We start from the raw sequence: 24,814 nt of genomic DNA, 5'->3' as shown, positions 1-24,814 counted from the left end.
TAGCTCTTACGAAGCGAAAACTAGCTTAACAGCAACATGCTATGGCGTTTTTTATCCATAGCATGTTCCTGTTTCATAGAAATGATGAACTCACTATCTAATTTCTTTAACGATCTCAATTAACATTGTTGTTGAAATCGCAGGGGTTCTTGGTAAATACACTACTTTACATAGATGAGATAGATGATCAAAACGTCCCTCCCAATCATCCCCCATCACTAAATAATCAGCTTGATACTTTTGAATGTACTCTGCTTTAAGCTCTAATGACTCTTCAAGAAAAACTTGATCTACACAGGATAGAGCCGCGACAATTCTCATTCGATCGATTTCATCGCAAATAGGGTTTCGTTGTTTTTTACTAAAATTAAGAGCATCAGATGACACCCCAACAACCAACTTACCGCCTAACTCTTTCGCTCTTTCTAAAATATTTAAATGACCAATATGAAACATGTCAAAAGTACCGAATGTAATAATGTTCATCTAAATCCTTATTCTAATAAATAGTCAGTAATTCGTTGGCTACAAAGGCCATCAACAACACCCACTAGCTCTGCCGTATATTGCGTCCGTTGAGGCGCAAACAACTCTGGATGTGCTATCTGTTGATCAACAACTTGCTTTAATTCTTTATATGTTCTGGCGTGCGCAGCAATGTCTGCGTAGCGGTATAAATCTTGATCCACACGATTCTTAAACCTGAATTTAAAAATCCCACGATAAGACCAACGTAAGTGATAAAAATCACACCATACAACAGGTTTATTTAATGCAGCAAATTCAAATAAGGCAGATGAAGCATCGCTAATTAATACATCGGCAGAGACCATAAAAGGTAATAAATTTGCTTCTTCAGCAGGCGCTAAATAAACATTGTCGAAACTAGCCCAGTGAGTTAGCAGCGCTTTTTGTTTTTTATAATTTGATTTACTCAATGAAAAATAATGTGGTTTGAGCAATATATTATATTCAGAAAATTGAGATGGCCAATTTTTAGCCATTTCTTCAATGCTGCTTGGGTAAAATGTAGGCGCATATAACAAGGTTTTTTTATTAGTATCTAATCCTAAAGAAGCTAAGTCTAAACCCTGTTCATCTCCTTGGATAATTGGATCTAGCTTGGCATAACCAGTATCAATGAACACTTTTTCAGGAAACATCTCCTGTAATCGCTTTAAACGATATTGGCCTTCCACAAAGCGAACTTCAATATCGCCTTTTGAAACAGTATAATATACCGACTTTGGCCCGACACCATGCTGCATCAAAGCAGTCTGACTGATCCCTTTTAATCGTGACGCTGAAGCAAATGCATTACCGAACACAACCCATTGAGGCTTGTTCAACAAATAAAATTCAAGCGCTTCTGATTCATCATTAACCCAGACAACATTTAGCTGATGCTTACTTACAAGCGCTTCCAATACCGACTGCTGATCAACACTCTTGTAGATAACATATGTCACAGGAACCGAACGCTTCTGTAGCTCTGCAGCGACAGGAAAGTATTGTGGTAAATAATAGGGATGTAAAACATCAAAACAAATCATCGCAAGTCAATTCCTATTAATAATTCCGCATCAGAATTTGCAAAGAGCACTAGTATAAATGATAACACGCCTCAATTTACATCTAATCCTCTCAACCGACCAATCTGATATCAAATGAAATCAATACATCTATTCGCTTTTCTCAAGGTATTGATTCAAAAAGCCCTCTTTTCAAGGTATTATTTCAAGTATAACTATCAACAAAGCTGTCTATTCATATGCCAATAGTGTCTACAAAGCAATTGCAAACATGTCAACGCTTACTGTTTATTTCGCCAGTTGCGTTAGGTGACTTTCTTTACTTAAAAACCTTTCTTATCGCTTTAAAAAAGCAATATGCTCATATTGAAATCGACATATGGTTAGATGATATTCGTTGTAATAGTGATAGCTGGCGCTTATCTAGAAGCAAAATTTTGCAACAATGGATGGATACAGAGGGTGCCTTTAAGCTCACTTACGGCTGCACTGATTCAAAATTAGCAATGCAAAGCCATGTGGAGCAAGCCAAGCTGCGTAAGTATGACATTATTTTTTGTCATTCTGTCAGTAAAAGTCGACAATATTCACAAATCGCTCGCAGCATAAACGACAAAGCGTTTATCGTGTCGAGCATCCCTAAAAGTGCTTCATTTGGATGGTTAAACAAGATATTTTTTCGCCATTCAGACCATACTTTTATCTTAGATGAGAGTAACTTACCTAAGTCGCACCACATTACTGACAGATACAATATGATATTTAGTGAAGTTTTGGGACTTACCTTAACTTCCGAGCAATTAATGCCGACGTTAAAGACCCCAGACGCAATTGAACCCATTACTCAGTCGTGGTTAAACTCCAAATTTAGTGACCCAGAAAAACAAGGGAAACTCATATTTTTAAATCATTTATCAACCAATGAGAAAAAAGATTGGAAATTATCACAATTATTCTCCCTCATTGAAAAAATATCGGCAATTGATTCTAGCCAACGTTTCATTATTAATGTCACTCAAGAAAACTTTGACTCTGTTAGTATTGAAACTGAAAAATTTACGGCTCGAACAAATACGCAAACGGCTGTTTTCACCGTTAACGAACATTTTTTTGAACTACCATCACTCATTGCACACTCCGATTTTGTGATAACAGTCGATACGGCAATATTGCACTTTGCTTTTGCTGCTCAACGTCCTTTATTAGCAATGATGCGTGAGAAAAAGCCTTATTGGGCACCACCAGAAAGTGAGGTATCGCATGTCATGTATGCAACAGAAGGTAGAGGCCACATTGAAGACATCAGCGTTGACCGAGTATTCCAACAATATAAAAAAATGAACTCTCTCGGTTAAAGACTTAACACCCAATACATAAATATACGCAAGGTGAACGGATGAAGAAGGCTATTTTTACACTCGCTATTGGCGATAACCCAATGTATCGCGCTGCCATTGCCAGCTTTAAAGCTTATGGTAAAAGAATTGGGGCTGATGTCATCGTTTCAGATCAACTGCATTATAAAATTCATGTCAGTAACCCTAAATTTGATGCCAGCCCGGCATGGTCTGAAAAGCTATATATTTCAGAGATACTCAAAGAATATGATCGAGTACTGTATCTAGATGCAGATATTATCGTGACGCCATGGGCGCGAGATATATTTGAACTCTATTCTGACCTTGATACGGTTTATATGTTCAATGAAGGGGCTCATCGCGATCGGGGTGAGCAAGCGGTGCAAATTAATAATATCTTAGGCGAGGTCGACTGGCCAAAAGAAGACAATAAAATAGTTTATTACAACTCTGGGATGTTTTTGCTATCTAAAGAAACCGGACTATTTGATAAAGCCAATATTGAAGAAATGCAGGCCATTTGTAACAACGTTAAATTTTACGACCAAACCTATATTAACTATCTCATCAGGAGAGATAATATAAAAAGCATAGGTGTAGAAGCTAACTTTAATCGTATGCAACTTTTAGGGCATGATGATTATCAAAAAGCAGATTTCATCCATTATTCTGGCAGAGGTTACCGCCAAGATATCCCGATGAGAGAATTAAAATACATCATCGATTTCTGCGATATGTTCAACGATACATTAACAAATGAACAAATTCTTGAGTATAAAAAACAAGCTTGGAATTGGTACATACTCAAACAACATCGAAAAACAAAGTTACCCGTAGCACTTTTGAGTGCGATATTTGGTTTATTCCGTGGCAAGTATAAATATTAAATCCTAATTCAGATAATGACAGCTCGCTTCAAGGCGAGCTTTTTACTGGTTAATGAATTGATCAAACTGAGCCTTTACCTGATCAACTTCTATCATCACCATTAAATGCTCACCTTTAGCACGCGTGCCCCACTTAACAGGTGCATCAAATTGCTTGGCTATCACTTGCGGGTAAACACTGACAGTGTACTGGCGATACAGATAAGGTCCTGTTCGTCCAGGGTTTGAGTGAGCATATAGACCAATCACTGGCGTACCTTGAGTAACAGCCATATGCAAGGGTCCTGTATCGGGTGCTAGCACTAGATTGGCTTGTTTTAACACTGCAAGCAGCTGAGTCAAAGATGTCTTGCCTACTTGGTTGTCCAATGGCTGTTGGCTATGCGATTGAATCACATCCGCTAGATTTTTTTCTAACGCTGTTGGGCCGCCGCACAACATTACTCTAAATCCCTGCGTAATAGCATAATCAGCAACGGCAGCGTAACGCTCTGGCAGCCAGTTGCGTTCGGCCTTACTGGCTGCTGCGCAAATCACCATGACTTTATCATCGCCCACCAGTTGTTTGGCAAAGTCGGTGTCGGCTTGTGGTACAGGAATATTCCAGCGTGGCGTTAAGTCTTCTACACCAATGGCTTTAGCAAAGCCCATAAAACCGTCTAACACATGCGGTGTGGCCAAGGGCTCAACGGCGTGATTGGTCACCAACCACTGACCTTCTTTGGCTCTAGCCTTATCAAACCCGACCCGAACCCGCGCCTTGATCACTAATGAGGCTATGGTCGCACGAAGTGCAACTTGCATATGCAGCAGCACATCAAAACGTTGACCTTGTAAATCACGACGTAACTGAACATAGCTATGCCAGCCCTTGGACTTATCGAAAATAACAAACTGGATCCCAGGCAAATGCTTAAGTAATTGATATTCAACCTTACCAATAATCCACGTAATACTCAGGTCTGGATACTGTTTTTGAATAGCCTGCACCATTGCTACTGCGTGGCAAACATCACCAATGGCAGACAAACGCAGTAAACATAATGAACGTATCGCACTAAAGTCAGCTTTCATTGATTATCCAATATGCTTGAGTGAAGAATTAAGGCGGTGAAGGCAAGTTAGTGATCTTAAGGTATAATGTTATTTCGATCCACAATCTAACCAATGCTATTGATAATTAGATGCAAATAAAAAACACCCAACTTGGCCATATTGCATGGTGTGAAACCACTGCCCAACACTTAGCACCGCAAGACTTCGCGGTTGATGGTTGGCGAGAAAAAAATGCAGTGGTGGGTCAGTCCAAAGGCCGTTACACCACATGGTTTGTCAAAACCGAAAACTCGGACAGCCCGCAAACATGGGTGTTACGCCATTATTGGCGCGGTGGAATGATGGAAAAATTCAGCCGTGATGCCTACTTCTATACCGGCCTACAACGAACCCGTGCTGTAGCAGAGTTAGCGATTCTTGAAGTTTTGTATCAAGAAGGATTTGCGGTACCACGCCCTATTGCGGCGAATGTTGAACGTTTTGGTTTATGGTATCGAGCCGATATAATTATTGAACATGTTGCTGGTGCAAATGATTTAGTGGCTTACTTAAGCCATAACCCAATGACAGAATCGCAATGGTATTTACTAGGCGAAACCATTGCCAAATTTCATCAACGTGGGGTATATCACGCCGATTTAAATGCCAAAAACATCTTACTTGCACACGGAAAATTCTATTTAATTGACTTTGATAGAGGTGAATTACGCACACCACAGCCTACATGGCAACAGGCCAATTTAGACCGCTTGCTACGTTCTTTTAACAAAGAGAACGCTAAACTGACTACGCTGCAATTTAGTCAACAGCATTGGCAGCAATTACTTGCCGGTTATCAAAGCATCAACCCAATCTAAAGCTAACTCTGGTATGGGGTGGTGATAAAAATAGACGCTAATGAGCGTCTATTTTTATACGTTTATGTTCAAATGACTGACAGAAAAATGTTACACGATGAGCTCGTTAATGAGGGTAAACTGCTTTAAAAGCGCGCCCCGATTTTGCTCAACGACTGCTAATCCAGCAAAGGACGCGGATTGATACATATGGCTATTGGTAAACTTATTTTGTAATTCTTGCGCCAATTCATCTGCAGAGCTAATACAGATTAATGCACCAGCATCGGCAAGTAACTGGGTGATTTCAGCAAAATCCCAATGGTTGGGGCCGACATATACAGGTAGCCCCATGGCAGCAGGTTCAAGCGGGTTATGACCACCATTATTAATCAGTGTCCCGCCAACAAATGCCTGATCCGCTGTACCGTATAGCATCACTAGCTCCCCCATAGTGTCACCAAGTAACACTTGAGTCTGGCTGTTAACTTCATCATTCATACTGCGTCTAGCTAACGTCAATCCAGATTGGGTAATGGTAATAGCCGCTAAATTAAATTGCTCAGGATGTCGGGGCGCCATAATCAATAATGCATTCGGGAAACAAGCTAGTAGCTGTTTATGGGCGCTCAAAATGGCCTCAAACTCGCCGGGGTGAACACTCCCTGCAACCCAAATAGGTGAATTAACCCGATCCCACTTGGCTCGAAGCGTGTTGGCTTGCTGTTTTTTGATGGGATCAATAGTGAGATCAAACTTTAAACTGCCACACACATGTATGCGCTGACGAGTCACTCCCAGGGTAATAAACCGTTCGGCTTCAGCTTTAGTTTGTACGGTAATCAAGTTGAGTTTGTTTAACATCGGCACAGCCAAACGACGCTTTTTAGCGTATTTATCAGCGGACTTTTGCGATAAGCGTGCATTGGCTAAAATCAGAGTCACTTGTTGCTGCTCTGCAAAGTGGACTAAGTTTGGCCACAACTCGGTCTCCATGATAATGCACACTTTGGGCTGTAATTGGCGTAAAAAATGTTTAATTGCATATGAAAAATCAAACGGTAAATAGCAATGCTGGACTGTATCGCCAAATGCTTTAGTCACTTCAGCAGACCCTGTTGGGCTGGTTGTAGTAACGGTAAAAGCATAATCTGGGTGCGCAGTCATCAGCTGCTTAATCAACGGAATCGCCGCTAACGTTTCTCCCATCGACACACTGTGGATCAACACATCCGTTTTGGTTAACTTAGCAAAACCGAAACGTTCAGACCAACGGCTACGATAGTCGACACTTTTTATGGCACGAAATGCTAAATAAAGAATCACCAGCGGAAACAACAAATATAGGAACAAAGAATAAACAATACGGTTCATGTAAGATGGGTCATCGATTTTTGCTTGTCAGATAAGCACAATGTTAACATACTCATATTAAGTCGGCTTAACGAATTATTTGAGCGACAATAAGTCAATAATGAATATGGAAATCACATGAAAACCCGCGATAAAATCATTTTTGCCAGCTTAGAACTATTCAATGAACACGGTGAGCGTAGTATTACCACCAACCATATTGCAGCGCATTTAGGCATTAGTCCGGGCAATTTGTACTACCACTTTCGCAATAAGGAAGACATTATTAATTCAATTTTCAGTCTATATGAAAGTCATTTAGAGTCAGGCTTTAAGCCTTATGATGATGTGCCTATTACGATTGAATTATTAATGGGTTATTTTGATGCCATGTTCTATACCTTATGGCAGTTTAGGTTTATGTATGCCAACTTAGCCGATATTTTAAGCCGTGATGATGCGCTAAAGAAACGCTACTTACATGCTCAACAACAAGTACTGACTCGCTCAAGTGATGTACTGCGCAAACTCAAAAAAGACGGTTTCCTAGACGTCGATGATAATAAAGTAACCGCGCTTGCCGACACCATTAAAATGATGGTCAGTTTCTGGATTAGCTACCAATTAACTCAATCGAGTACATCAACCATCACTAAAGCCACGCTATACGATGGACTATTAAGAGTCTTGATGATTTTTCAGGCTTACTCTACTCCCACTTCAAGCGCAACATTTTGTCGTTTAGAGCAACACTACTTAGACATAGCCAGCCAAGAACGCCATAGCGTCGCGCAAACATAAGCTAAGTATTTCGTTTACCTCGCATCGATTACAGAATTTCCAATCCGCCAATAACCAACTACAATTGAATCAGTTATTAGCGGATTAACTTAGGGTTATCACCCGCCTTTCATATCCAGTCACCAACCATGTTAATGATTAGTTTTTTTAATGTGAATAAGTCGATACCCCTAATCTAACTCATGTTGGTCTGACGACTAAAAAAAACGCTGTAGAGCGGCAAAAATAAAGGTTAGAATGCCAATAACTCCAAAACACCCTGTCATTTATCGCGGTGTTTTACTGCGTGATTTGGATAAGCATAATAACCATATTTAGGAGAACACAGGTGGCATCTACCTCTTTTTACGACCGAATTAATCAGCAAATTGTCGATGTAAAAGCCGATGGTTTATACAAAAGTGAGCGCGTCATTGCTTCCGCTCAGCAAACAGCTATTCAAGTTAACAGTGAAGAAGTGATTAACTTCTGCGCCAATAACTATTTAGGTTTAGCCAATCATCCTGAACTTATCAAAGCCGCAAAAGCCGGTTTAGACAGTCACGGTTTTGGTATGGCATCGGTACGATTCATTTGTGGTACTCAAGACATTCATAAGCAATTAGAAGCTAGCCTAAGTGCTTTTTTAGGTATGGAAGACACCATTTTGTACTCGTCTTGCTTCGACGCTAATGCGGGTCTTTTTGAAACCTTATTAGATGCCGAGGACGCTATTGTGTCCGACGCGCTAAACCATGCTTCAATTATTGATGGTGTGCGTTTATGTAAAGCTAAGCGTTTCCGTTATGCCAACAATGACATGGCCGACTTAGAAACTCAGCTCATTGCAGCTCAAGCTGCTGGTGCACGCAACATTTTGATCGCCACTGACGGTGTGTTCTCAATGGACGGCGTAATCGCTAACCTTCAAGGTGTGTGTGATCTCGCAGATAAGTACGGCGCATTGGTGATGGTCGATGACTCTCATGCAGTAGGCTTTATCGGTCAAAATGGTCGTGGAACCCATGAATACTGTAACGTCATGGATCGTGTCGACATTATTACCGGTACCTTAGGTAAAGCATTAGGCGGCGCATCGGGTGGTTTTACTGCAGCGAAAAAAGAAGTCGTTGAGTGGTTACGTCAACGCTCTCGCCCTTACCTATTTTCAAACTCATTAGCGCCTTCTATTGTTAGTGCGTCTATCCGGGTGCTTGAAATGCTAAAAACAGGTCAAGACTTGCGTGAAGCAGTATGGGAAAACAGTCGTTATTTCCGTGAGCAAATGTCTGCGGTTGGGTTCACCTTAGGTGGTGCAGACCATGCCATTATTCCAGTCATGATTGGCGATGCTAAATTGGCCGGCGACTTTGCTAACCGTTTATTACAAGAGCATATTTACGTAGTTGGCTTTTCATTCCCAGTGGTACCAAAAGGCCAAGCGCGTATTCGTACCCAAATGTCTGCTGCGCACACTCGCGAGCAACTTGATCATGCTATCGGTGCCTTTACCCGTATTGGTAAAGATATGGGCATTATCTAAGCTAACTTGACTAATAAAAGCATAGGTTAATAGAAGCATAGATTAATAACAGCATCGCGTAACAGTGGTTAACGATAGCTCAGACTAAAAATAGGTCATCAACATGAAAGCATTAAGTAAGTTAAAGCCTGAAGAAGGCATCTGGATGGTCGATGCACCAAAACCAGAAATGGGTCACAACGACCTGCTAATTAAAATTCGTAAAACAGCGATTTGTGGTACTGACGTACATATCTACAACTGGGATGAATGGTCACAAAAAACCATTCCAGTTCCGATGATTGCCGGCCATGAATATGTCGGCGAAGTGGTCGATGTTGGCCAGGAAGTACGTGGGTTTAGTATTGGCGATCGTGTATCTGGAGAAGGTCACATCACTTGTGGTTATTGTCGTAACTGTCGTGCTGGTCGTACCCACTTATGCCGTAACACTTCAGGCGTTGGTGTGAATCGTGACGGTGCGTTTGCCGAATATTTAGTGTTACCAGCGTTTAACGCATTCAAAATTCCTGCGGATATTCCAGATGATTTAGCGGCTATATTCGATCCATTTGGTAATGCTGTACATACTGCATTATCGTTTGATTTAGTCGGCGAAGATGTGTTGATTACCGGTGCGGGTCCTATTGGTATTATGGCTGCTGCGGTTTGTAAACACGTCGGCGCTCGTCATGTTGTGATTACTGATGTAAATGAATACCGACTTGATCTTGCCCGAAAAATGGGTGCGACTCGCGCGGTTAACGTCGCAACAGAAAACCTTAAAGATGTTATGAAAGAACTTGGCATGACAGAAGGCTTCGACGTCGGTTTAGAAATGTCAGGCGTACCATCGGCATTCCACGCGATGTTAGACACCATGAACCACGGCGGTAAAATTGCCATGCTAGGTATTCCTGGCGGCGAGATGGCCATCGACTGGAGCAAAATCATTTTTAAAGGGTTGATCATCAAAGGCATTTATGGCCGTGAAATGTTCGAAACTTGGTACAAAATGGCAAGCTTAATCCAATCAGGCTTAGATTTGTCACCTATCATTACTCATCACTTTAGTATTGATGATTTCCAGAAAGGCTTCGATGCAATGCGCTCAGGCCAGTCAGGTAAAGTTATATTGAACTGGGATTAAGCTTTACTGTCTCAGTATTGTGGCTTAATGAGTCAGTACACCAACAAGGGGTTGTATTAATACAACCCCTTGTTGCAAACTGGCGCTAAGCACATCGCTATTTGTATATTTTTATAGGTAATATCATGTCTGGTTTTAAACATTTGTCTATTAATGAGCTTATCCATATGTCGACTGAATCTAACGACATACAAGTTGTTGATATTCGCGACGCAGCGAGTTTTGCCGCTGGCCATATTGAAGGTGCGACCCATTTAAGCAACGAAAACCTAGCTGACTTCATTGGCGGTGCTGATATGGACAAGCCGGTAGTCGTTGTCTGCTACCATGGAATGAGCAGCCAAAGCGCAGCCAGTTATTTAAACGAACAAGGTTTTGACGACATCTACAGTTTAGATGGTGGTTATAGTGCCTGGAGCTTGGCTCACGCATGATAGAAATCGGCCAACTACCTAATGCACGTGCAGCACAAGCATTTATTGACCACCTCAAAGGGTTAAATATTCAATGCCATGCAGTGACTCATTCTCAGGGTGTTGGCCTAATAATCACTAACCCCGCCGACGAAAACCAAGCTCGCGCCGAGTTAATTGAGTTTGCTAAAAATCCATACGATAGTAAATACTTGCAAGCCTCTTGGGACAACGGTGCAACAGATACCAAATTTGACTATGGCCCAGGAACTAAAGGCTTAATTCAACAGTTTATGACAGGCGCAGGCCCACTGACATTAGTGTGCTTTTTTGCTTGTGTTGCCATTTTCGCGGGCATGGACCTTGGTTTTGCCGATGCCATCTTCACTAAGTTATCTTTTTTTAGCGCCGTTGCAGACAGCGATGTAAACCAAGTGTGGCGCGTATTCACCCCAAGTTTAATGCACTTTTCTGCTATGCATATTATCTTTAATTTGCTGTGGTGGTGGTACTTAGGCGGTAAAATTGAAACCAATTTGGGTACTCGACCGTTACTTTTTTTATTAGTTGTCGCGGGCACTTTGCCTAATATTGTGCAGTTTTACATGACAGGGCCTAATTTTGGTGGCTTGTCTGGCGTCGTATACGCTGTGGTAGGTTACACTTGGCTAATGGGTATTCGTAAACCTAGCTGCGGTATTAGTTTGCCGCAATCTTATATGGGATTTATGCTCGTTTGGTTGGTTCTCGGCTTTACTGATGTGTTAGGCATGCCAATTGCGAATGGCGCCCACATTGCAGGGCTTTGTGTTGGGTTAGCCCAAGCATTATTTGATAGTAGAACCTCACCTACCACTAAAACCAGCTAACTATAAATAAAAATGCCACTTTAGGTGGCACTCTTTTTATCATTAATCCGCTCATATTCACAATGCATCTCAGCCCAAATCGCTAAGCCATTTCGAGTACTTTATTAACCAACTTCTCAATGCCAATATGTGCCTCTAAAATTGACGTTGCTAGCATATACGCAGGTGTACTGACGATTTTATTGACTTCATCAACGACAATATCTTCAACTTGCACATTTTTATGCTTACCGCCCATTTCAGTAAATGCATGAGCCGTCTCAGAATCGGTTCCAATTGTGCCTATAGCGCCTGCGCCGTAAATATGAGGGATCATCACCGGTGAAATACACACAAAACCGACAGGTTTATGCGCTAACGCAAACTCACGAATAAAGTTTTCTACAATTGGCTGAATATGGCAATTACTGCCTGTGGTTGCAAAATTGGATAAGTTTTTAGCCGCACCAAAACCGCCAGGGATCACCAAACCATCAAATTGACTTACCTCTAATGTACTGGCATTAAGTACTTCACCACGAGCGATCCGTGCAGACTCAACTAATACATTACGGGTTTCGTCGGTGTTGACCTCACCGGTTAAATGATTCACCACATGCATTTGGGTAATATCTGGAGCAAAGCATTGATATTGAGCACCCGCTCGCGTTATCGCCAGTAGGGTTAATACAGCCTCGTGAATTTCAGTTCCATCAAATACACCACAGCCACTCAGTAAAACAGCAATCTTTTTCATGACATCTTCCTTCAACTTTTAATTGATAATGTAAAATTTACAACAAAAAACCAACAAAACGATTGATCTGATTAAAAATCGTGCTAACTTAGAACGTCGAATTTGCTAGATGCCTTTTTTTTAGTCATAAAACATCACTGAATTCGATTGTGACTTAACTGACATCAATAAAAAAGTCCACAAATTAGTAATATTTATTAGAAATAATATTTAGCTCACAAAAAATAAAAAAGAACATATAACTCAACTAGTTACTGATTTCATTTCAAGCCGTAAGAAAATCTATCCAGCAACGTTGATTAATTCACTCACAGACTTATCCACAGGCTGAGAGTCTTTTGGCGTGGCTGATTGTTGGCTTTTCTCTATAAAATTGCCCAAAAAACCTCACTGGATACACAACGAGTCAAACGTTACGATTATTGACACTATCTTGAGTAAATAACTGACAATCTCACAAGCATCTTGAGGTGCTATGGGTATAATGTCATCCTATTAGTCTCGCAAAATACTGAACACGAATATTAATTATGCCAACAATTCCCAATAACCCGCTCATCTTAGTTGATGGCTCATCTTATCTTTATCGCGCTTATTATGCGCCGCCTCATTTAACCAATTCAAAAGGTGAAGCAACAGGCGCGGTTTACGGTGTTGTTAACATGCTTCGTAGTTTATTAAGCCGTTACAGTCCTAGTCATATCGCTGTTGTTTTTGATGCTAAAGGCAAAACTTTCCGCAACGATATGTACAGTGAATACAAAGCCCAGCGCCCACCTATGCCCGATGATCTGCGTAATCAAATAGAACCATTACATAGAATCATTCACGCAATGGGTTTACCTTTGATCAGCATTTCTGGTGTGGAAGCCGACGATGTGATCGGTACCATCGCCCTTCAAGCGAGTAAAGAAGGCCGGGCAACATTAATCAGTACCGGCGATAAAGACATGGCACAGCTAGTGAATGAGCATGTCACGTTAATCAATACCATGACAGATACCATTATGGGCCCTGAAGAGGTCAAAACGAAATATGGTGTCAGTCCCGATAGAATAATCGACTTCTTAGCACTCATGGGCGACAAGTCCGATAACATTCCAGGTTTACCTGGCGTCGGTGAGAAAACCGCGCTGGCGATGCTGCTTGGTGTAGGAAGTGTAGAAAATATTTTAGCCGATCCACAAAGCGTCGTTGAAGTTGGCTTTAGAGGCTCGAAAACCATGCCGGCTAAAATCATCGAAAATGCCGACATGTTAAAGTTATCATATGAACTGGCGACCATTAAAACCGATGTCGAGTTAGCACAAGACTGGCATCAAATGACGGTTAAGCCTCAAGACCGTGATGAACTCATTAAATGCTTCGGTGAAATGGAATTCAAGCGTTGGTTAGCGGAAGTACTCGATAATAAGCAACCCCGCGGTACCATCAGCCAAGATAGCGAAGAAGAAATCACCGTATCGCCAACCATTGAAGCTGAGTATGAAACGATTCTGACCATAGAAGCGCTTGATAAATGGATTGAAAAACTTAATAGCGCCGAACTGATAGCGATTGATACCGAAACCACCAGTCTCAACTACATGGAAGCGGAACTTGTCGGTTTATCATTTGCTACCGAAGCAGGTAAAGCAGCCTATTTACCGTTAGCACATGATTACCTTGATGCGCCGCAGCAAATTGATAAAGCCAGCGCGCTTGAAAAGTTGCGTCCGATCCTTGAAGGCGATAAACCGCAAAAAGTAGGTCAAAATCTCAAGTATGATATGAGTATTTTAGCCAACGCAGGCATTACCCTCAAAGGTATACGCTTTGACACCATGCTCGAATCCTATGTGTTTAATTCAATCGCATCGCGTCACGACATGGACGGTTTAGCGTTAAAATACCTTGGCCATAAAAATATCAGTTTTGAAGAAGTCGCTGGCAAAGGCGCAAAGCAGCTGACGTTTAATCAAGTTCATTTGGATATTGCTGGGCCATACGCCGCTGAAGATGCCGATATCACTCTGCGTTTACATCAACATCTATGGCCAAGGCTTGAAAAAGAACCAGAACTGGCCAGTGTATTTAATGAGCTAGAATTACCATTAATACAAGTATTGTCTGATGTAGAGCGCCAAGGTGTATTGATTGATTCAATGCTACTTAGTCAACAAAGTGGTGAGTTAGCCAAAAAGCTTGATGATTTGGAAAATAAAGCCTACGAAATTGCCGAAGAAAAATTTAACCTCGCTTCACCAAAGCAACTACAAACGCTATTTTTTGAAAAACTAGGTTATCCAATAAAGAAGAAAACCCCTAAAGGTGCGCCATCAACAGCAGAAGATGTATTAGTGGAGCTGGCACTTGACTACCCTTTACCTAAAGTTATTCTTGAACATCGTAGCCTAGCCAAATTAAAGAGCACTTATACCGACAAACTGCCGCTTATGGTTAATGCCACGACTGGCAGAGTGCATACTAGTTATCACCAAGCTAATGCTGCAACCGGTCGTTTGTCATCAAGTGAGCCAAACTTACAGAATATTCCGATCCGTACTGAAGAAGGCCGTCGTATTCGCCAAGCTTTTATTGCCCCTGCCGGTCGTAAAATTTTAGCTGCCGATTATTCGCAAATAGAACTGCGGATCATGGCTCATTTATCTCAAGATGCAGGCTTGCTAACCGCATTCGCAGAAGGCAAAGACATTCATAAAGCTACCGCAGCGGAAGTCTTTGGAGTGCACTTTGAAGAAGTCACCACCGAGCAACGTCGCCGCGCTAAAGCGGTTAACTTTGGCTTAATTTATGGAATGTCTGCGTTTGGTTTAGCCAAACAGCTCGATATTCCACGCAATGAAGCACAAAAGTATATCGACACGTATTTTGCTCGCTATCCCGGTGTACTCAAATACATGGAAGAAACCCGAGCCATCGCCGCTGAGCTAGGTTATGTATCTACATTATTCGGACGTCGTTTATACTTGCCTGAAATCAACGACCGTAATGCAATGCGTCGTCAGGCAGCTGAACGTGCAGCGATTAACGCTCCGATGCAAGGAACAGCAGCAGACATCATCAAAAAAGCCATGATAGCCATTCACCAGTGGATTAACCAAGACACTCAAGGTGAAATCACCCTGATAATGCAAGTACACGATGAATTAGTATTTGAAGTGGATGAGGCCCAGGCTGAAATCCTCAAAACTAAAGTGTGCGATTTAATGGCGCAAGCAGCGTCATTAGACGTGACATTATTAGCCGAGGCTGGCATTGGCGACAACTGGAATGAAGCCCACTAGTCATTGGCTTAGGTTATGTTTGCAAAATAAACGTCTGTAGCTAAAACAAAAATACCGTATTCATTAGAATGCGGTATTTTTATTTGGACATTGTAACTATGGCTAAACTGAAATGAAATGAACTGAAATGAACTGAAATGAACGCTTAGCGCAATAAATATCCTCACCACCTATGCATCCTCTATTACTCAACCTATGCCTCAATGACCAATTTAATGATATATAACCGACTAGTTCATCGTTCTAAGCGGCAAATAAAGACTATTTTGAGTTTGCAGTCACAGTTATTATATCTTTTTATGAAAAACAGTTTTTCATTTTAAGGCGAATAAGCTATTATATTCGTTGTAGGGTACAGAGGTTAAGATGTTCAATCTTTCAAACCTTTATTTCACTAGCGATAGTGACTAGCCAAATTCGGCGCCCCAGCAACTTAGGTTGCTGGGGCTTTTTTTTGATTTTTTTTCATCATTAAAAATATTTAGAGTAAATACTTTAATGTTGGTTAAAAAACAGTTATTATAGGGTTATTGAGAGTCATCAAATTGAGTTGATGGCACTTGAGTCTTGTTGAATTTAGCTTCTCCCCAAAAGAGCTAATTTATTTGTACCGATGGCCGTTTGGTTATCGGTTTTTTTTTGCTTAAAAATCGCCATTGTTACAACGTAGAAAACTCAGACGAAAAAAAACCGACATATTTGCCGGTTCTTAATTTTGCTAATCTTTTATATCACTCGACCGCTACTCTGGTGCCAACTCCGACTCCGACGCTTGCTCTGCCTTCTGCTCAGCTAACCATTCTGGATGACACCAATCATTTAAGATGCTCAACACTTTGGGCTTACCGGTGCCTTTTAGCGACGATAGTGTCTCAACTTGCACTTTATCACCAAAATCTTTTAAGGCTGCACGCACATCATTAACGGTTTTCATTTTGACGCTTTGAGTCAATTTATCCGATTTTGTTAGCAATGCTAATACAGGAATGTTGCTTAATACTGCCCACTCAATCATTTGCATATCGAGATCTTTCAATGGATGACGGATATCCATCAATACCACCACACCACTTAAACAAGCACGCTTTTGTAGATATTCGCCAAGCGCTTCTTGCCATTTATGTTTTAATGCTAAAGGAACTTGCGCAAAACCATAGCCAGGTAAATCGACTAAACGACGATCATCATCTAGCTGAAACACGTTGATCAATTGGGTTCGACCTGGCGTTTTACTGGTTCGAGCTAAACTTTTTTGTTCAGTAAGCGCATTTAGCGCACTGGACTTACCGGCATTAGAGCGCCCAGCGAACGCAATCTCCACCCCGATATCCCCAGGAAGATACTGATCTAAATGCGCAATATCCGGCGCACTGATTAAAAACTTAGCCCTACGGAAATCGATACGAGATTCTGTCACTCTTAACTCCAATTAAATTACTTCTAGTAAACGCATTACCATAAATTTTTAACAATTGCTTACTTTTGCACATTTTCGTGTAAAATATTAGCCTGATCACATTATATACCCAAGCAACGCTGATATGTGTGATGTAGTCATAAATGATCTAGCTCTTCACGAGCATCGTAAACTACATCAGAGCGCTTGGAAAAAACATTTTACCACGCTTGCGGGTCTTCCTAGTAAGCTCAGGACAATAAATTAACTAGAAGTTGGAACGCCATGAAAAAGTTAGCTCTTGCGCTGTCTGTAGTCGCCGCTATGTCATCATCAGTTATGGCTGAAGGTAATGCTGAAGCAGGCAAAACTAAAGCAATCGTATGTTCTGCCTGTCACGGTGCTGACGGCAATAGCATGATTGATATGTATCCTAAATTAGCAGGACAACACCCTGCCTATCTTGAAAAACAATTAACAGAATTTCGTCTTGCTGCTAAAACCGGTGGTGCTGAAGGTCGCATGAACCCAATTATGATCGGTTTTGCAATGGGGCTCAGTGATGAAGACATCGCTGATGTTTCAGCATTCTTTGCAAGCCAAGTACAAGTTGTCGCCGATGTTGCCGACGTACCCACAGCAGGTGAAAAACTGTATAAAGGCGGTGACGCCGCTCGTGGTATTACAGCATGTGTTGCCTGTCATGGTCCTGAAGGCAAAGGCGCAGCTGCTGCAGGCTTCCCTGTCGTGGGTGGTCAGCATGCTAACTATATCAAAATTCAGCTAACACAATTTCGTGATGGAGTTCGTCACAACGATTTAAATGGCATGATGCAAGATGTAGCTAAAAAATTATCTGATGCTGATATCGAAGCATTATCTAAATATATTTCAAGTATTAAGCACTAATACCCTTGAATATTTACTAATAAAAAAATGGGCTTTCTAGCCCTTTTTTTATGCCACCAAGTTGACGTTGACGTAAGCTTCATCGATTATTGCTTGACAGTGTTCACACTTTTAGCGTTAAATACACCCCGTACCGAGGTAAACCCAACTGTTTGTAACATAAATCTAATAACATCAAGCAGGTTTCGGACTGATACATTTAAGATATAAGAATAAAGATAATTCATAATAATAATAATTTAAGACCACTCACTAATAATAATAATATGAGTCGAGATTTCATTTTGAAATACTGGTCGCAGAATTTGTAAGGAATAGACCGATTGGTCGACATGCTATTTAGCACTGCCTTACACAACAGAGTGACTGATAACCCAGAGCATTATTTGAAGGATTCAAATAATGGCAAACAAAGCTTATTGCTGAGGATGCACCCACTGGAAGCTTTATCGCTCGAAGGTATAAAGTAACAAGGATGGTTAACTAATGTCATTGAAGACAATTAGGATAATGATGCGTCATTGAAGACCATCTACGGAAGCTGTAGTCAGGACGGCAACAGAATATAAAAAAGCGTCATTGATGACCAATAACAATTAAAAACGGCATGGAAAGCAGAAGAAATAAAGATCTGACCGGGATAGTCACATAGCAAGTACGGATACTTGGAATCAGAATAAAGTGCGTTAGGCACTATTTTACGAGGCGGCAGTTTATACTGCCGCTTTTTTTTATGCCCAAATAGCCTCAATATCAACTTCATTTCAAATACTTACTTTAAATTAACCACATTCGCTATATAATCGTTTATTAAGTCAATACTTAGGTAATGCTGTATTTGATGAACGTATGTCCGCTTTGTAATCATAGTGCTGATTTTTTTGTTCAAGACAAAAAAAGAGCTTTCTACATCTGCGAACGGTGTGGCTTAGTCTTTGCTAACCCAAAATCACATCTTATGCCAGATGTTGAGCGTCAGCGTTACGGTCGATCGCAAAAGTCATCGAGTCAGAAACCATTATCGCAATTTATTCTGCCACTATTAGCCCAAATATCTCAGCAACAGAGCGGTGCGTTAACTGGTCTTAATTTTGGCCGCTTACTTGACGAACAGAGCAGACAATCTATTGTTGATGCTGGTCATCTTGTTAATCAGTACGACCCATTCTTTGCTGCAGATCAGTCGGTACTGCAACATAGCTATGATTTTGTATGTTGTTACCGGGTATTCGAACACTTTCGTCATCCACACCGTGAATGGAAATTACTCAATCAACTGGTTAAACCCAATGGCTGGTTAGCAATAGGCACGCCTTTATTGACCGATCAAGACCATTTTGCCAAATGGCATTACAAAAACAATCCAACTCATGTAAGCTTTTACCAGCAGCAGACATTCGAATATTTAGCATTAAATAGTGATTTTGAGCTATTATTTGCATCGAAAGATCTGGTTTTGATGCAAAAATCATCAAAATCTGATATAAAGCGCATCCTTATTTAGTGCCTTGTAGAAATTGCTCTGCAAGGACGTGTTTAGAAAACCTAACGAGAACATCATGGCTCGCAGTAAAAAAACTCGCAAAGGCGGCGAAAACGGCGCTAAGTTTGCACCTAGAGTAAAAAAAGTTGATCGCAACGCGGTCGATGGTAAAAAATCTGAAACCGGCCGTAAATCAGGCAGCCGTCACAATGAAACGTTGCTTAAACAAGCATCAGGTAACACTTCGGTTAAGAGTAAAGATGTCCGTCATGGCAGCAAAAAGCCGGTAGCACTTACTTTACCTACGTCTGTTACCGCGCCATTAGTGGTTAAGCCTAAACAGCCTAAACTGACTGACGAACAGAAGTTACTGAAACTTGAAGATGATCCAAGACTAAATCAGTTACTTGACCAACTTGAAGAAGGTCGTGATTTATCTGACACTGATCAAAAGTGGTTGAATATTCAATTAGACAAAATTGAGCAACTGATGTTGAGCTTAGGCCTAACTGAAGGCGATGATACGCCAACACAAAGTCCTAAAAAGCAACTGAGTGACGATGAACTATTAAATCGTTTTGAATCAGGTGCCGATATGCTTAAAGATTATCAGCAGAAAGATTAATCTGCTCGATGAAAGTAATACCAAGCTATTTCTTGGTTTGATATCAAAAAACTGGCGCAAATCGCGCCAGTTTTGTATTCAAAAAAGGATAAATTGTGTCTACAACCGCCATCGTAATTGCTCTACTCATCATTGTAGCCCTTGCTACCTACGCAACACACTTACTGTTAACGCTTAAACGTACAACACAAGCTAATCAACAAGCACTTTCTGAGCGTAAGGCTAAAGCTGAAGAACGTAGACAACAAATACTGACTGATATCCGTTACATTGCCGCAGCAATGCTAGAAGATCGTTGTGAACTGTCTGAAGGCGTTATGCGCATAGGTAAATTATTTGATGCATTATCCTTGTCAGAACAAGTTGTGGCAGACTTCCCTAACCTGTTTACCCATTATGAGCTGATTAGAAACCATCCCATCATGGAAGCGCGTAATGAGCTACCAAAACAACAACGGATGAAGTTTGATTTTGAGCGGATGAAATCAGAAGCAGAGTTAGAACAGGTTATTCTAGACGAAGCAAAACACATCGCTGAGTTTGATAAGCCAACCACTCATTAGCGCAGCATATTAGTTAACCTGAACTCGAGATAAGAGTTCAGGAGGTCATAATAAAAAACATAATCTTAGTCACTATCGCTATCAAACTTGTTATTTATTCTGCTAACAAGATGAAATAACGCGTCAATAGCTAGCCAATGGCAAGTTTGTAGCAACTTAACTAATCACATTTATCTCATGCCTTAGCACAATTGAGGTTAAGCATGAAATGAGTACGATTGCAGGCTATGCTGATAACACATCAGCTAAAGTACGCATCAGCAGATGCCACCAACAAATTAACGTCAATTAACCACACCAGTTTTGCTGACAAATTGAAATAACAAGAAGCTTAATAAAGCTCAATGATTGGGGTCGCACTATGTTCAGTTCACTTTGCTTAGGATTACTCAAAATACTGGGTTGGGAATTTGATGGCCAACTCGATAATACTAAGCCATGCGTCATTATTGTTGGTCCGCATACCAGTAATTGGGATTTCATCATTGGCATTATCGCCCGCAGCGCCTTAGGCACCAAAATTCATTTTTTAGGCAAGCATCAGCTGTTTATTCCGCCCTGGGGATGGCTATTTCGCGCCATGGGCGGTAGCCCTGTCGATAGACGTAAATACAATAATTTAGTTGATGGCGTGGTGCTGTTATTCCAACAAGATCCACTTTATAAACTGGCATTAGCGCCTGAAGGCACACGTAGCCCTGTAACTCGTTGGAAAAGTGGTTTTTACCATATCGCAGCCAAAGCGGATGTTGATATAGTGCCAATCGGATTAGATTTTGGCCGCAAAGCGATTGTCATTGCCAAACCGTTAAGACCGACGGGAGATATTGAACGCGAAATAAATCAGTTAATGGATTTTTACCGTTCAATCAAAGGTTATCATCCAAAAATGGTTCCTGATTATCAGCAGAAATAGTACTGCAATAATTAACGTTCAATTAGCTTATATTGATTAATCAGAAGTGCGACAGTGTTGGATATACAAGAAGTGTCTTACACAGCATTCAGCGGTTTTTATAACACGCTTTCTAAACTCTCAGCGGCTAGCACATAGCTGCCGCCTAAACGTATAACGTGCGTTGGCGTATGGATCCGCACTAAAGATAGCACTAGCCGAGTCGACTCTTGCGAGATGAACACCGGAGACTCACCCCAAAAGGTTACCCCAGCTAAATCAAACCGACTGCGAGTACTGTTAATCTCACCCAAAAAGTGAGTGTCTGTGGCACTAATAGTACTGCGGGCGATCTTCATCTTTTTCTGCTGCATACCTATGCGACTAGACTTGATGGTTACAATCGAGTCACTCATCGTGAGCTGGTTTACATCAACATTGTCAATGAACACCAATTTACAGTCTTCAATAATGAGCTGATCATAATGCCCAGAAAAATATTGTTGGCTTTCTTGATAGCATTTGCCAATACGCTGACTGCTATTTTCTGAATGTTGCTCACGAACCAAAACATTAGCATTAGAAGGAAAAGTAGAAGTCGATGCAAGGCCCGTTAATAACATTTGATTAAAGGTGTGTTGATGTGATTTCATCGGTACATGCCCTGCACCAGCAATAACCTGCAGTTGTGCTGTGGGTAATACATGTAGCAGTGCTTGAGCGGTCCGTAGTGGCGCAACTTGATCATCTGCGCCCCAAATTAACTGCGTCGCGGGCATCTGTTGGTAATTAAGCACTGAGAAGTTTTGTTCCATTAATGCTAATGCCGCATTAGTATTGGTTTGTTCGCCAATGGTCATATTACGAATAGACTCATTGTGACTTAACCATTTCGTTGGATCCAACCCGGTTCCAGTTTTCTCTAGTATCTTATCGGCAAAGTTATCAACCCGGGCTAACACTCGGCGTAAGCCTTGTGGTAATTCGCTATTAGCCATATCTCGCTTCGAAATCTGTTTTAAGTAGGCAGTCCGGTCCAAAATACCAGCGGCATCGACCAGCACAAGTTGTTCAATTTTGCTGGGGTACTGACTAGCATAGTATAAGCTAATCGCTGCCCCCATCGAGTGTCCCACAAGATGTACCTGAGCATTGGGATGGCGATAATGGCTAATAACCCAATCGATCACCTTGGCATATTCTTTAGGTGAATAGGTAAATACAGCACCTTGCGATAGACCAAAACCAGGTAAATCGATAGCAACTACATGATACTGCTTTGCTAACGCAGGAATCACCGTTAACCAGTCTTTAGAAGCCAGCTCACCTAAGCCGTGAATAAGAACAACGGTGTCACGGTGCTCAAGCCCTGCTTGTAGCACAAACAGCGGGGTTTGATGGCTCGGTACTATCACTCGTTCAAATTGATAGTTTGTTGGGTAATCAGCTAGCTCTGCGGTTGTTAATGGCTCGGCTGTCAGTGGTTTTACAGCGCCTATTGAGCGAACTTGCCTATTGATATCATTAAACCAATTAGCTTGCACGGGCATCGCCCACCACAGCAACAGCAATGATATTAATACCAGGAATTTAACCACTGCAAATATCGCTTATCTGGCGGCTTATCAATGCTGTTCGGTACATTGCTTTATGCTGCGAATGTCAGTACCTGTTGGGCTTTGAAACGCACGTAAACCAAACTCAGGTAACACGGCAAAAATGTGATCAAAAATGTCTGCCTGAATCGCTTCATAATAGGTCCAACGAATGTCATTGGTAAAAATATATAATTCTATCGGCAAGCCCTCAGTGGTTGGAGCAAGCTGCCTTACCATCAATGTCATGTCTTTATGTACTTTGTCATGACGACGTAAATACTCTTGTAAGTATGCTCTAAATGTTCCGATATTGGTTAAATGACGGCCATTCACCTTCATCTCAATATCACTTATGTTGGCATTAGCAACACTGATTTCACTGAATACTTGCGGTAAATACTCTTTCAAATAATTGACTTTGCCTAAGCGAATACGTTCTTCATCGGTCAAAAACTGAATGCTATTGACGTCGATATTGATTGAGCGCTTAATTCGTCGACCGCCCGACTCGGACATGCCGCGCCAGTTCTTAAATGCATCAGACACTAATGCATAGGCTGGGATCATGGTAATGGTATTGTCCCAGTTTCGTACTTTAACTGTGGTTAAGGTTACATCTTCAACGGCGCCGTCTGCAGCGTATTTATCCATTTGGATCCAATCGCCTTTACTCACCATGCGGTTAGCAGCAAGTTGAATCCCAGCAACGAAGCCCAAAATGGTGTCTCGGAACACCAACATAACCAAACCGGTAGCCACCCCTAAACCACTAAAGAAATAAATAGGCGACTGGTCGGCTAAAATAGCAAAGACAACAATTAACCCAATGAAGAATAAAAACAACTTAGTCAGCTGCACAAAACTTTTTACCGGTAAACGGCGATTAACATGATTAATATCAGCAATTTCATCAATCGCATTCAACCCGCTATACACAGCTCGAATCATAAAAAACACTAACAACGCGCTAAGAAAACGGTCAATAAAAGCGCTAATCAACTCATGCTCGGTGAGCACAATAGGGATCAATAAATCGAGGATTAAAATGGGGATCAAAATAGCGAGACGTTCAAACACATTAAAGCGCATGAAAATATCGTCCCAAGTCACCGAGGATCGGCGGATCACTGCATTCACACCGTGAACGACAAATCGATGGGTAATGTAATAACTTAAACCTGCCACAACCACACAAGCCAAAATTAATATCGATGTTGCGACACCATCCGATGGTTGGCTATTAATACCCAAACGGGTTAACCAAGCCGCAATTTCAATCCGCACTTCTGTATTCACAAACAAATCCTTAGCCACGTTTGCCCTTTACTCAATCAAAAGACGTAAATTAAACCGCATAAATGCAAGCAAACATTCACAGGCTTATCAGTGTGCTCATTATGCATGGTGTTGATGTATAACGTTACCGAAAGATCGACTCTATCGGTCAAGATGATAAATTTAATGCAAGTTACTATTTTCACGATTATGTTAACAGTTGCAATGAATGTGAGTATACCCAAACAAGATTAAACAAAAATTAGCTTTGACGCGTGGGCAATAAAAGAT

22 protein-coding genes are annotated in these 24,814 nt (G+C 41.2%); 14 read left to right on the top strand and 8 right to left on the bottom strand.

Annotated elements, in window-relative coordinates; genetic code table 11:
- Window positions 1-93: 93 nt before the first annotated feature.
- Both HNW13_RS19250 and HNW13_RS19245 read right to left on the bottom strand, forming a co-directional pair.
- Window positions 94-486, bottom strand: a complete 393-nt coding sequence (locus HNW13_RS19250) for an adenylyltransferase/cytidyltransferase family protein (protein ID WP_011639339.1) — start codon at window positions 484-486, stop codon at window positions 94-96.
- A gap of 8 nt (window positions 487-494) precedes the next feature.
- Window positions 495-1,553: a CDP-glycerol glycerophosphotransferase family protein gene (locus HNW13_RS19245; RefSeq protein WP_162024161.1), complete on the bottom strand. Its 1,059-nt coding sequence runs from the start codon at window positions 1,551-1,553 to the stop codon at window positions 495-497.
- A gap of 218 nt (window positions 1,554-1,771) precedes the next feature.
- On the opposite strand from HNW13_RS19245, the gene HNW13_RS19240 reads away from it, so the two are divergent.
- Together HNW13_RS19240 and HNW13_RS19235 are read left to right on the top strand one after the other, a co-directional pair.
- The gene (locus tag HNW13_RS19240; RefSeq protein WP_182745108.1) at window positions 1,772-2,887 is read left to right on the top strand and encodes a glycosyltransferase family 9 protein; all 1,116 of its coding nucleotides are present in this window, start codon (window positions 1,772-1,774) and stop codon (window positions 2,885-2,887) included.
- A gap of 41 nt (window positions 2,888-2,928) precedes the next feature.
- A complete protein-coding gene (locus HNW13_RS19235) occupies window positions 2,929-3,777 on the top strand; it encodes a glycosyltransferase (protein ID WP_192116210.1) in 849 nt (282 codons plus the stop codon).
- 42 nt (window positions 3,778-3,819) lie between these two features.
- Here the strand turns inward: HNW13_RS19235 and HNW13_RS19230 are convergent, their stop codons facing one another.
- Window positions 3,820-4,851 (bottom strand): glycosyltransferase family 9 protein, encoded by a 1,032-nt coding sequence (locus tag HNW13_RS19230; RefSeq protein ID WP_192116211.1) that lies wholly within the window; start codon window positions 4,849-4,851, stop codon window positions 3,820-3,822.
- A gap of 110 nt (window positions 4,852-4,961) precedes the next feature.
- Here HNW13_RS19230 and HNW13_RS19225 point away from each other — a divergent pair, with 110 nt between their 5' ends.
- Window positions 4,962-5,690, top strand: a complete 729-nt coding sequence (locus tag HNW13_RS19225; protein ID WP_162024165.1) for a 3-deoxy-D-manno-octulosonic acid kinase — start codon at window positions 4,962-4,964, stop codon at window positions 5,688-5,690.
- 90 nt (window positions 5,691-5,780) lie between these two features.
- Here HNW13_RS19225 and waaA read toward each other — a convergent pair whose 3' ends face one another.
- Window positions 5,781-7,043, bottom strand: a complete 1,263-nt coding sequence (gene waaA, locus HNW13_RS19220) for a lipid IV(A) 3-deoxy-D-manno-octulosonic acid transferase (RefSeq protein WP_162024166.1) — start codon at window positions 7,041-7,043, stop codon at window positions 5,781-5,783.
- 117 nt (window positions 7,044-7,160) lie between these two features.
- Between waaA and HNW13_RS19215 the strand changes: the two genes are divergently transcribed.
- The 5 genes from HNW13_RS19215 (at window position 7,161) to glpG (ending at window position 11,756) form a co-directional block, all read left to right on the top strand.
- On the top strand, window positions 7,161-7,823 hold the full coding sequence (locus tag HNW13_RS19215; RefSeq protein ID WP_059747035.1) for a TetR/AcrR family transcriptional regulator: 663 nt from the start codon (window positions 7,161-7,163) through the stop codon (window positions 7,821-7,823).
- A 328-nt stretch (window positions 7,824-8,151) separates the two neighbouring features.
- A complete protein-coding gene (locus HNW13_RS19210) occupies window positions 8,152-9,345 on the top strand; it encodes a glycine C-acetyltransferase (RefSeq protein WP_101088608.1) in 1,194 nt (397 codons plus the stop codon).
- 103 nt (window positions 9,346-9,448) lie between these two features.
- On the top strand, window positions 9,449-10,474 hold the full coding sequence (tdh, locus tag HNW13_RS19205) for an L-threonine 3-dehydrogenase (protein WP_101088609.1): 1,026 nt from the start codon (window positions 9,449-9,451) through the stop codon (window positions 10,472-10,474).
- A 125-nt stretch (window positions 10,475-10,599) separates the two neighbouring features.
- Window positions 10,600-10,908, top strand: a complete 309-nt coding sequence (gene glpE / locus HNW13_RS19200; protein WP_101088610.1) for a thiosulfate sulfurtransferase GlpE — start codon at window positions 10,600-10,602, stop codon at window positions 10,906-10,908.
- Window positions 10,905-11,756, top strand: coding sequence for a rhomboid family intramembrane serine protease GlpG (glpG, locus tag HNW13_RS19195; protein WP_192116212.1), 852 nt, complete (start codon window positions 10,905-10,907; stop codon window positions 11,754-11,756). The genes glpE and glpG overlap by 4 nt, the downstream gene beginning before the upstream one ends.
- A gap of 82 nt (window positions 11,757-11,838) precedes the next feature.
- Here the strand turns inward: glpG and elbB are convergent, their stop codons facing one another.
- Window positions 11,839-12,492, bottom strand: coding sequence for an isoprenoid biosynthesis glyoxalase ElbB (gene elbB, locus HNW13_RS19190; RefSeq protein WP_101088612.1), 654 nt, complete (start codon window positions 12,490-12,492; stop codon window positions 11,839-11,841).
- A 530-nt stretch (window positions 12,493-13,022) separates the two neighbouring features.
- Here elbB and polA point away from each other — a divergent pair.
- Complete coding sequence (polA, locus tag HNW13_RS19185; protein ID WP_192116213.1) at window positions 13,023-15,779, top strand: DNA polymerase I; 2,757 nt, start codon at window positions 13,023-13,025, stop codon at window positions 15,777-15,779.
- A gap of 742 nt (window positions 15,780-16,521) precedes the next feature.
- Here the strand turns inward: polA and yihA are convergent.
- Window positions 16,522-17,196 (bottom strand): ribosome biogenesis GTP-binding protein YihA/YsxC, encoded by a 675-nt coding sequence (gene yihA, locus HNW13_RS19180; RefSeq protein ID WP_101088614.1) that lies wholly within the window; start codon window positions 17,194-17,196, stop codon window positions 16,522-16,524.
- A gap of 264 nt (window positions 17,197-17,460) precedes the next feature.
- On the opposite strand from yihA, the gene HNW13_RS19175 reads away from it, so the two are divergent.
- The 5 genes from HNW13_RS19175 (at window position 17,461) to HNW13_RS19155 (ending at window position 21,671) form a co-directional block, all read left to right on the top strand.
- Entirely contained in the window at window positions 17,461-18,084 is a 624-nt protein-coding gene (locus HNW13_RS19175) for a c-type cytochrome (protein ID WP_192116214.1), read from the top strand.
- Between the two features lie 841 nt (window positions 18,085-18,925).
- Window positions 18,926-19,588, top strand: coding sequence for a methyltransferase domain-containing protein (locus tag HNW13_RS19170; protein WP_101088616.1), 663 nt, complete (start codon window positions 18,926-18,928; stop codon window positions 19,586-19,588).
- Window positions 19,589-19,643: 55 nt separating this feature from the next.
- Complete coding sequence (gene yihI / locus HNW13_RS19165) at window positions 19,644-20,192, top strand: Der GTPase-activating protein YihI (RefSeq protein WP_101088617.1); 549 nt, start codon at window positions 19,644-19,646, stop codon at window positions 20,190-20,192.
- 95 nt (window positions 20,193-20,287) lie between these two features.
- On the top strand, window positions 20,288-20,755 hold the full coding sequence (locus HNW13_RS19160; RefSeq protein WP_101088618.1) for a DUF2489 domain-containing protein: 468 nt from the start codon (window positions 20,288-20,290) through the stop codon (window positions 20,753-20,755).
- Window positions 20,756-21,116: 361 nt separating this feature from the next.
- Window positions 21,117-21,671, top strand: coding sequence for a lysophospholipid acyltransferase family protein (locus HNW13_RS19155; RefSeq protein WP_192116215.1), 555 nt, complete (start codon window positions 21,117-21,119; stop codon window positions 21,669-21,671).
- Window positions 21,672-21,769: 98 nt separating this feature from the next.
- Here the strand turns inward: HNW13_RS19155 and HNW13_RS19150 are convergent, their stop codons facing one another.
- Window positions 21,770-23,194, bottom strand: a complete 1,425-nt coding sequence (locus tag HNW13_RS19150; RefSeq protein WP_192116216.1) for an alpha/beta hydrolase — start codon at window positions 23,192-23,194, stop codon at window positions 21,770-21,772.
- An 81-nt stretch (window positions 23,195-23,275) separates the two neighbouring features.
- Window positions 23,276-24,544 carry a mechanosensitive ion channel domain-containing protein gene (locus HNW13_RS19145; RefSeq protein WP_101088621.1) on the bottom strand — a complete coding sequence of 423 codons (1,269 nt, stop codon included), beginning with the start codon at window positions 24,542-24,544 and terminating at the stop codon, window positions 23,276-23,278.
- Window positions 24,545-24,814: the final 270 nt, after the last annotated feature.

Source organism: Shewanella sp. BF02_Schw (genome assembly GCF_014596695.2).
GTDB lineage: Bacteria > Pseudomonadota > Gammaproteobacteria > Enterobacterales > Shewanellaceae > Shewanella.
This window is presented reverse-complemented; position numbering and strand designations above follow the sequence as displayed.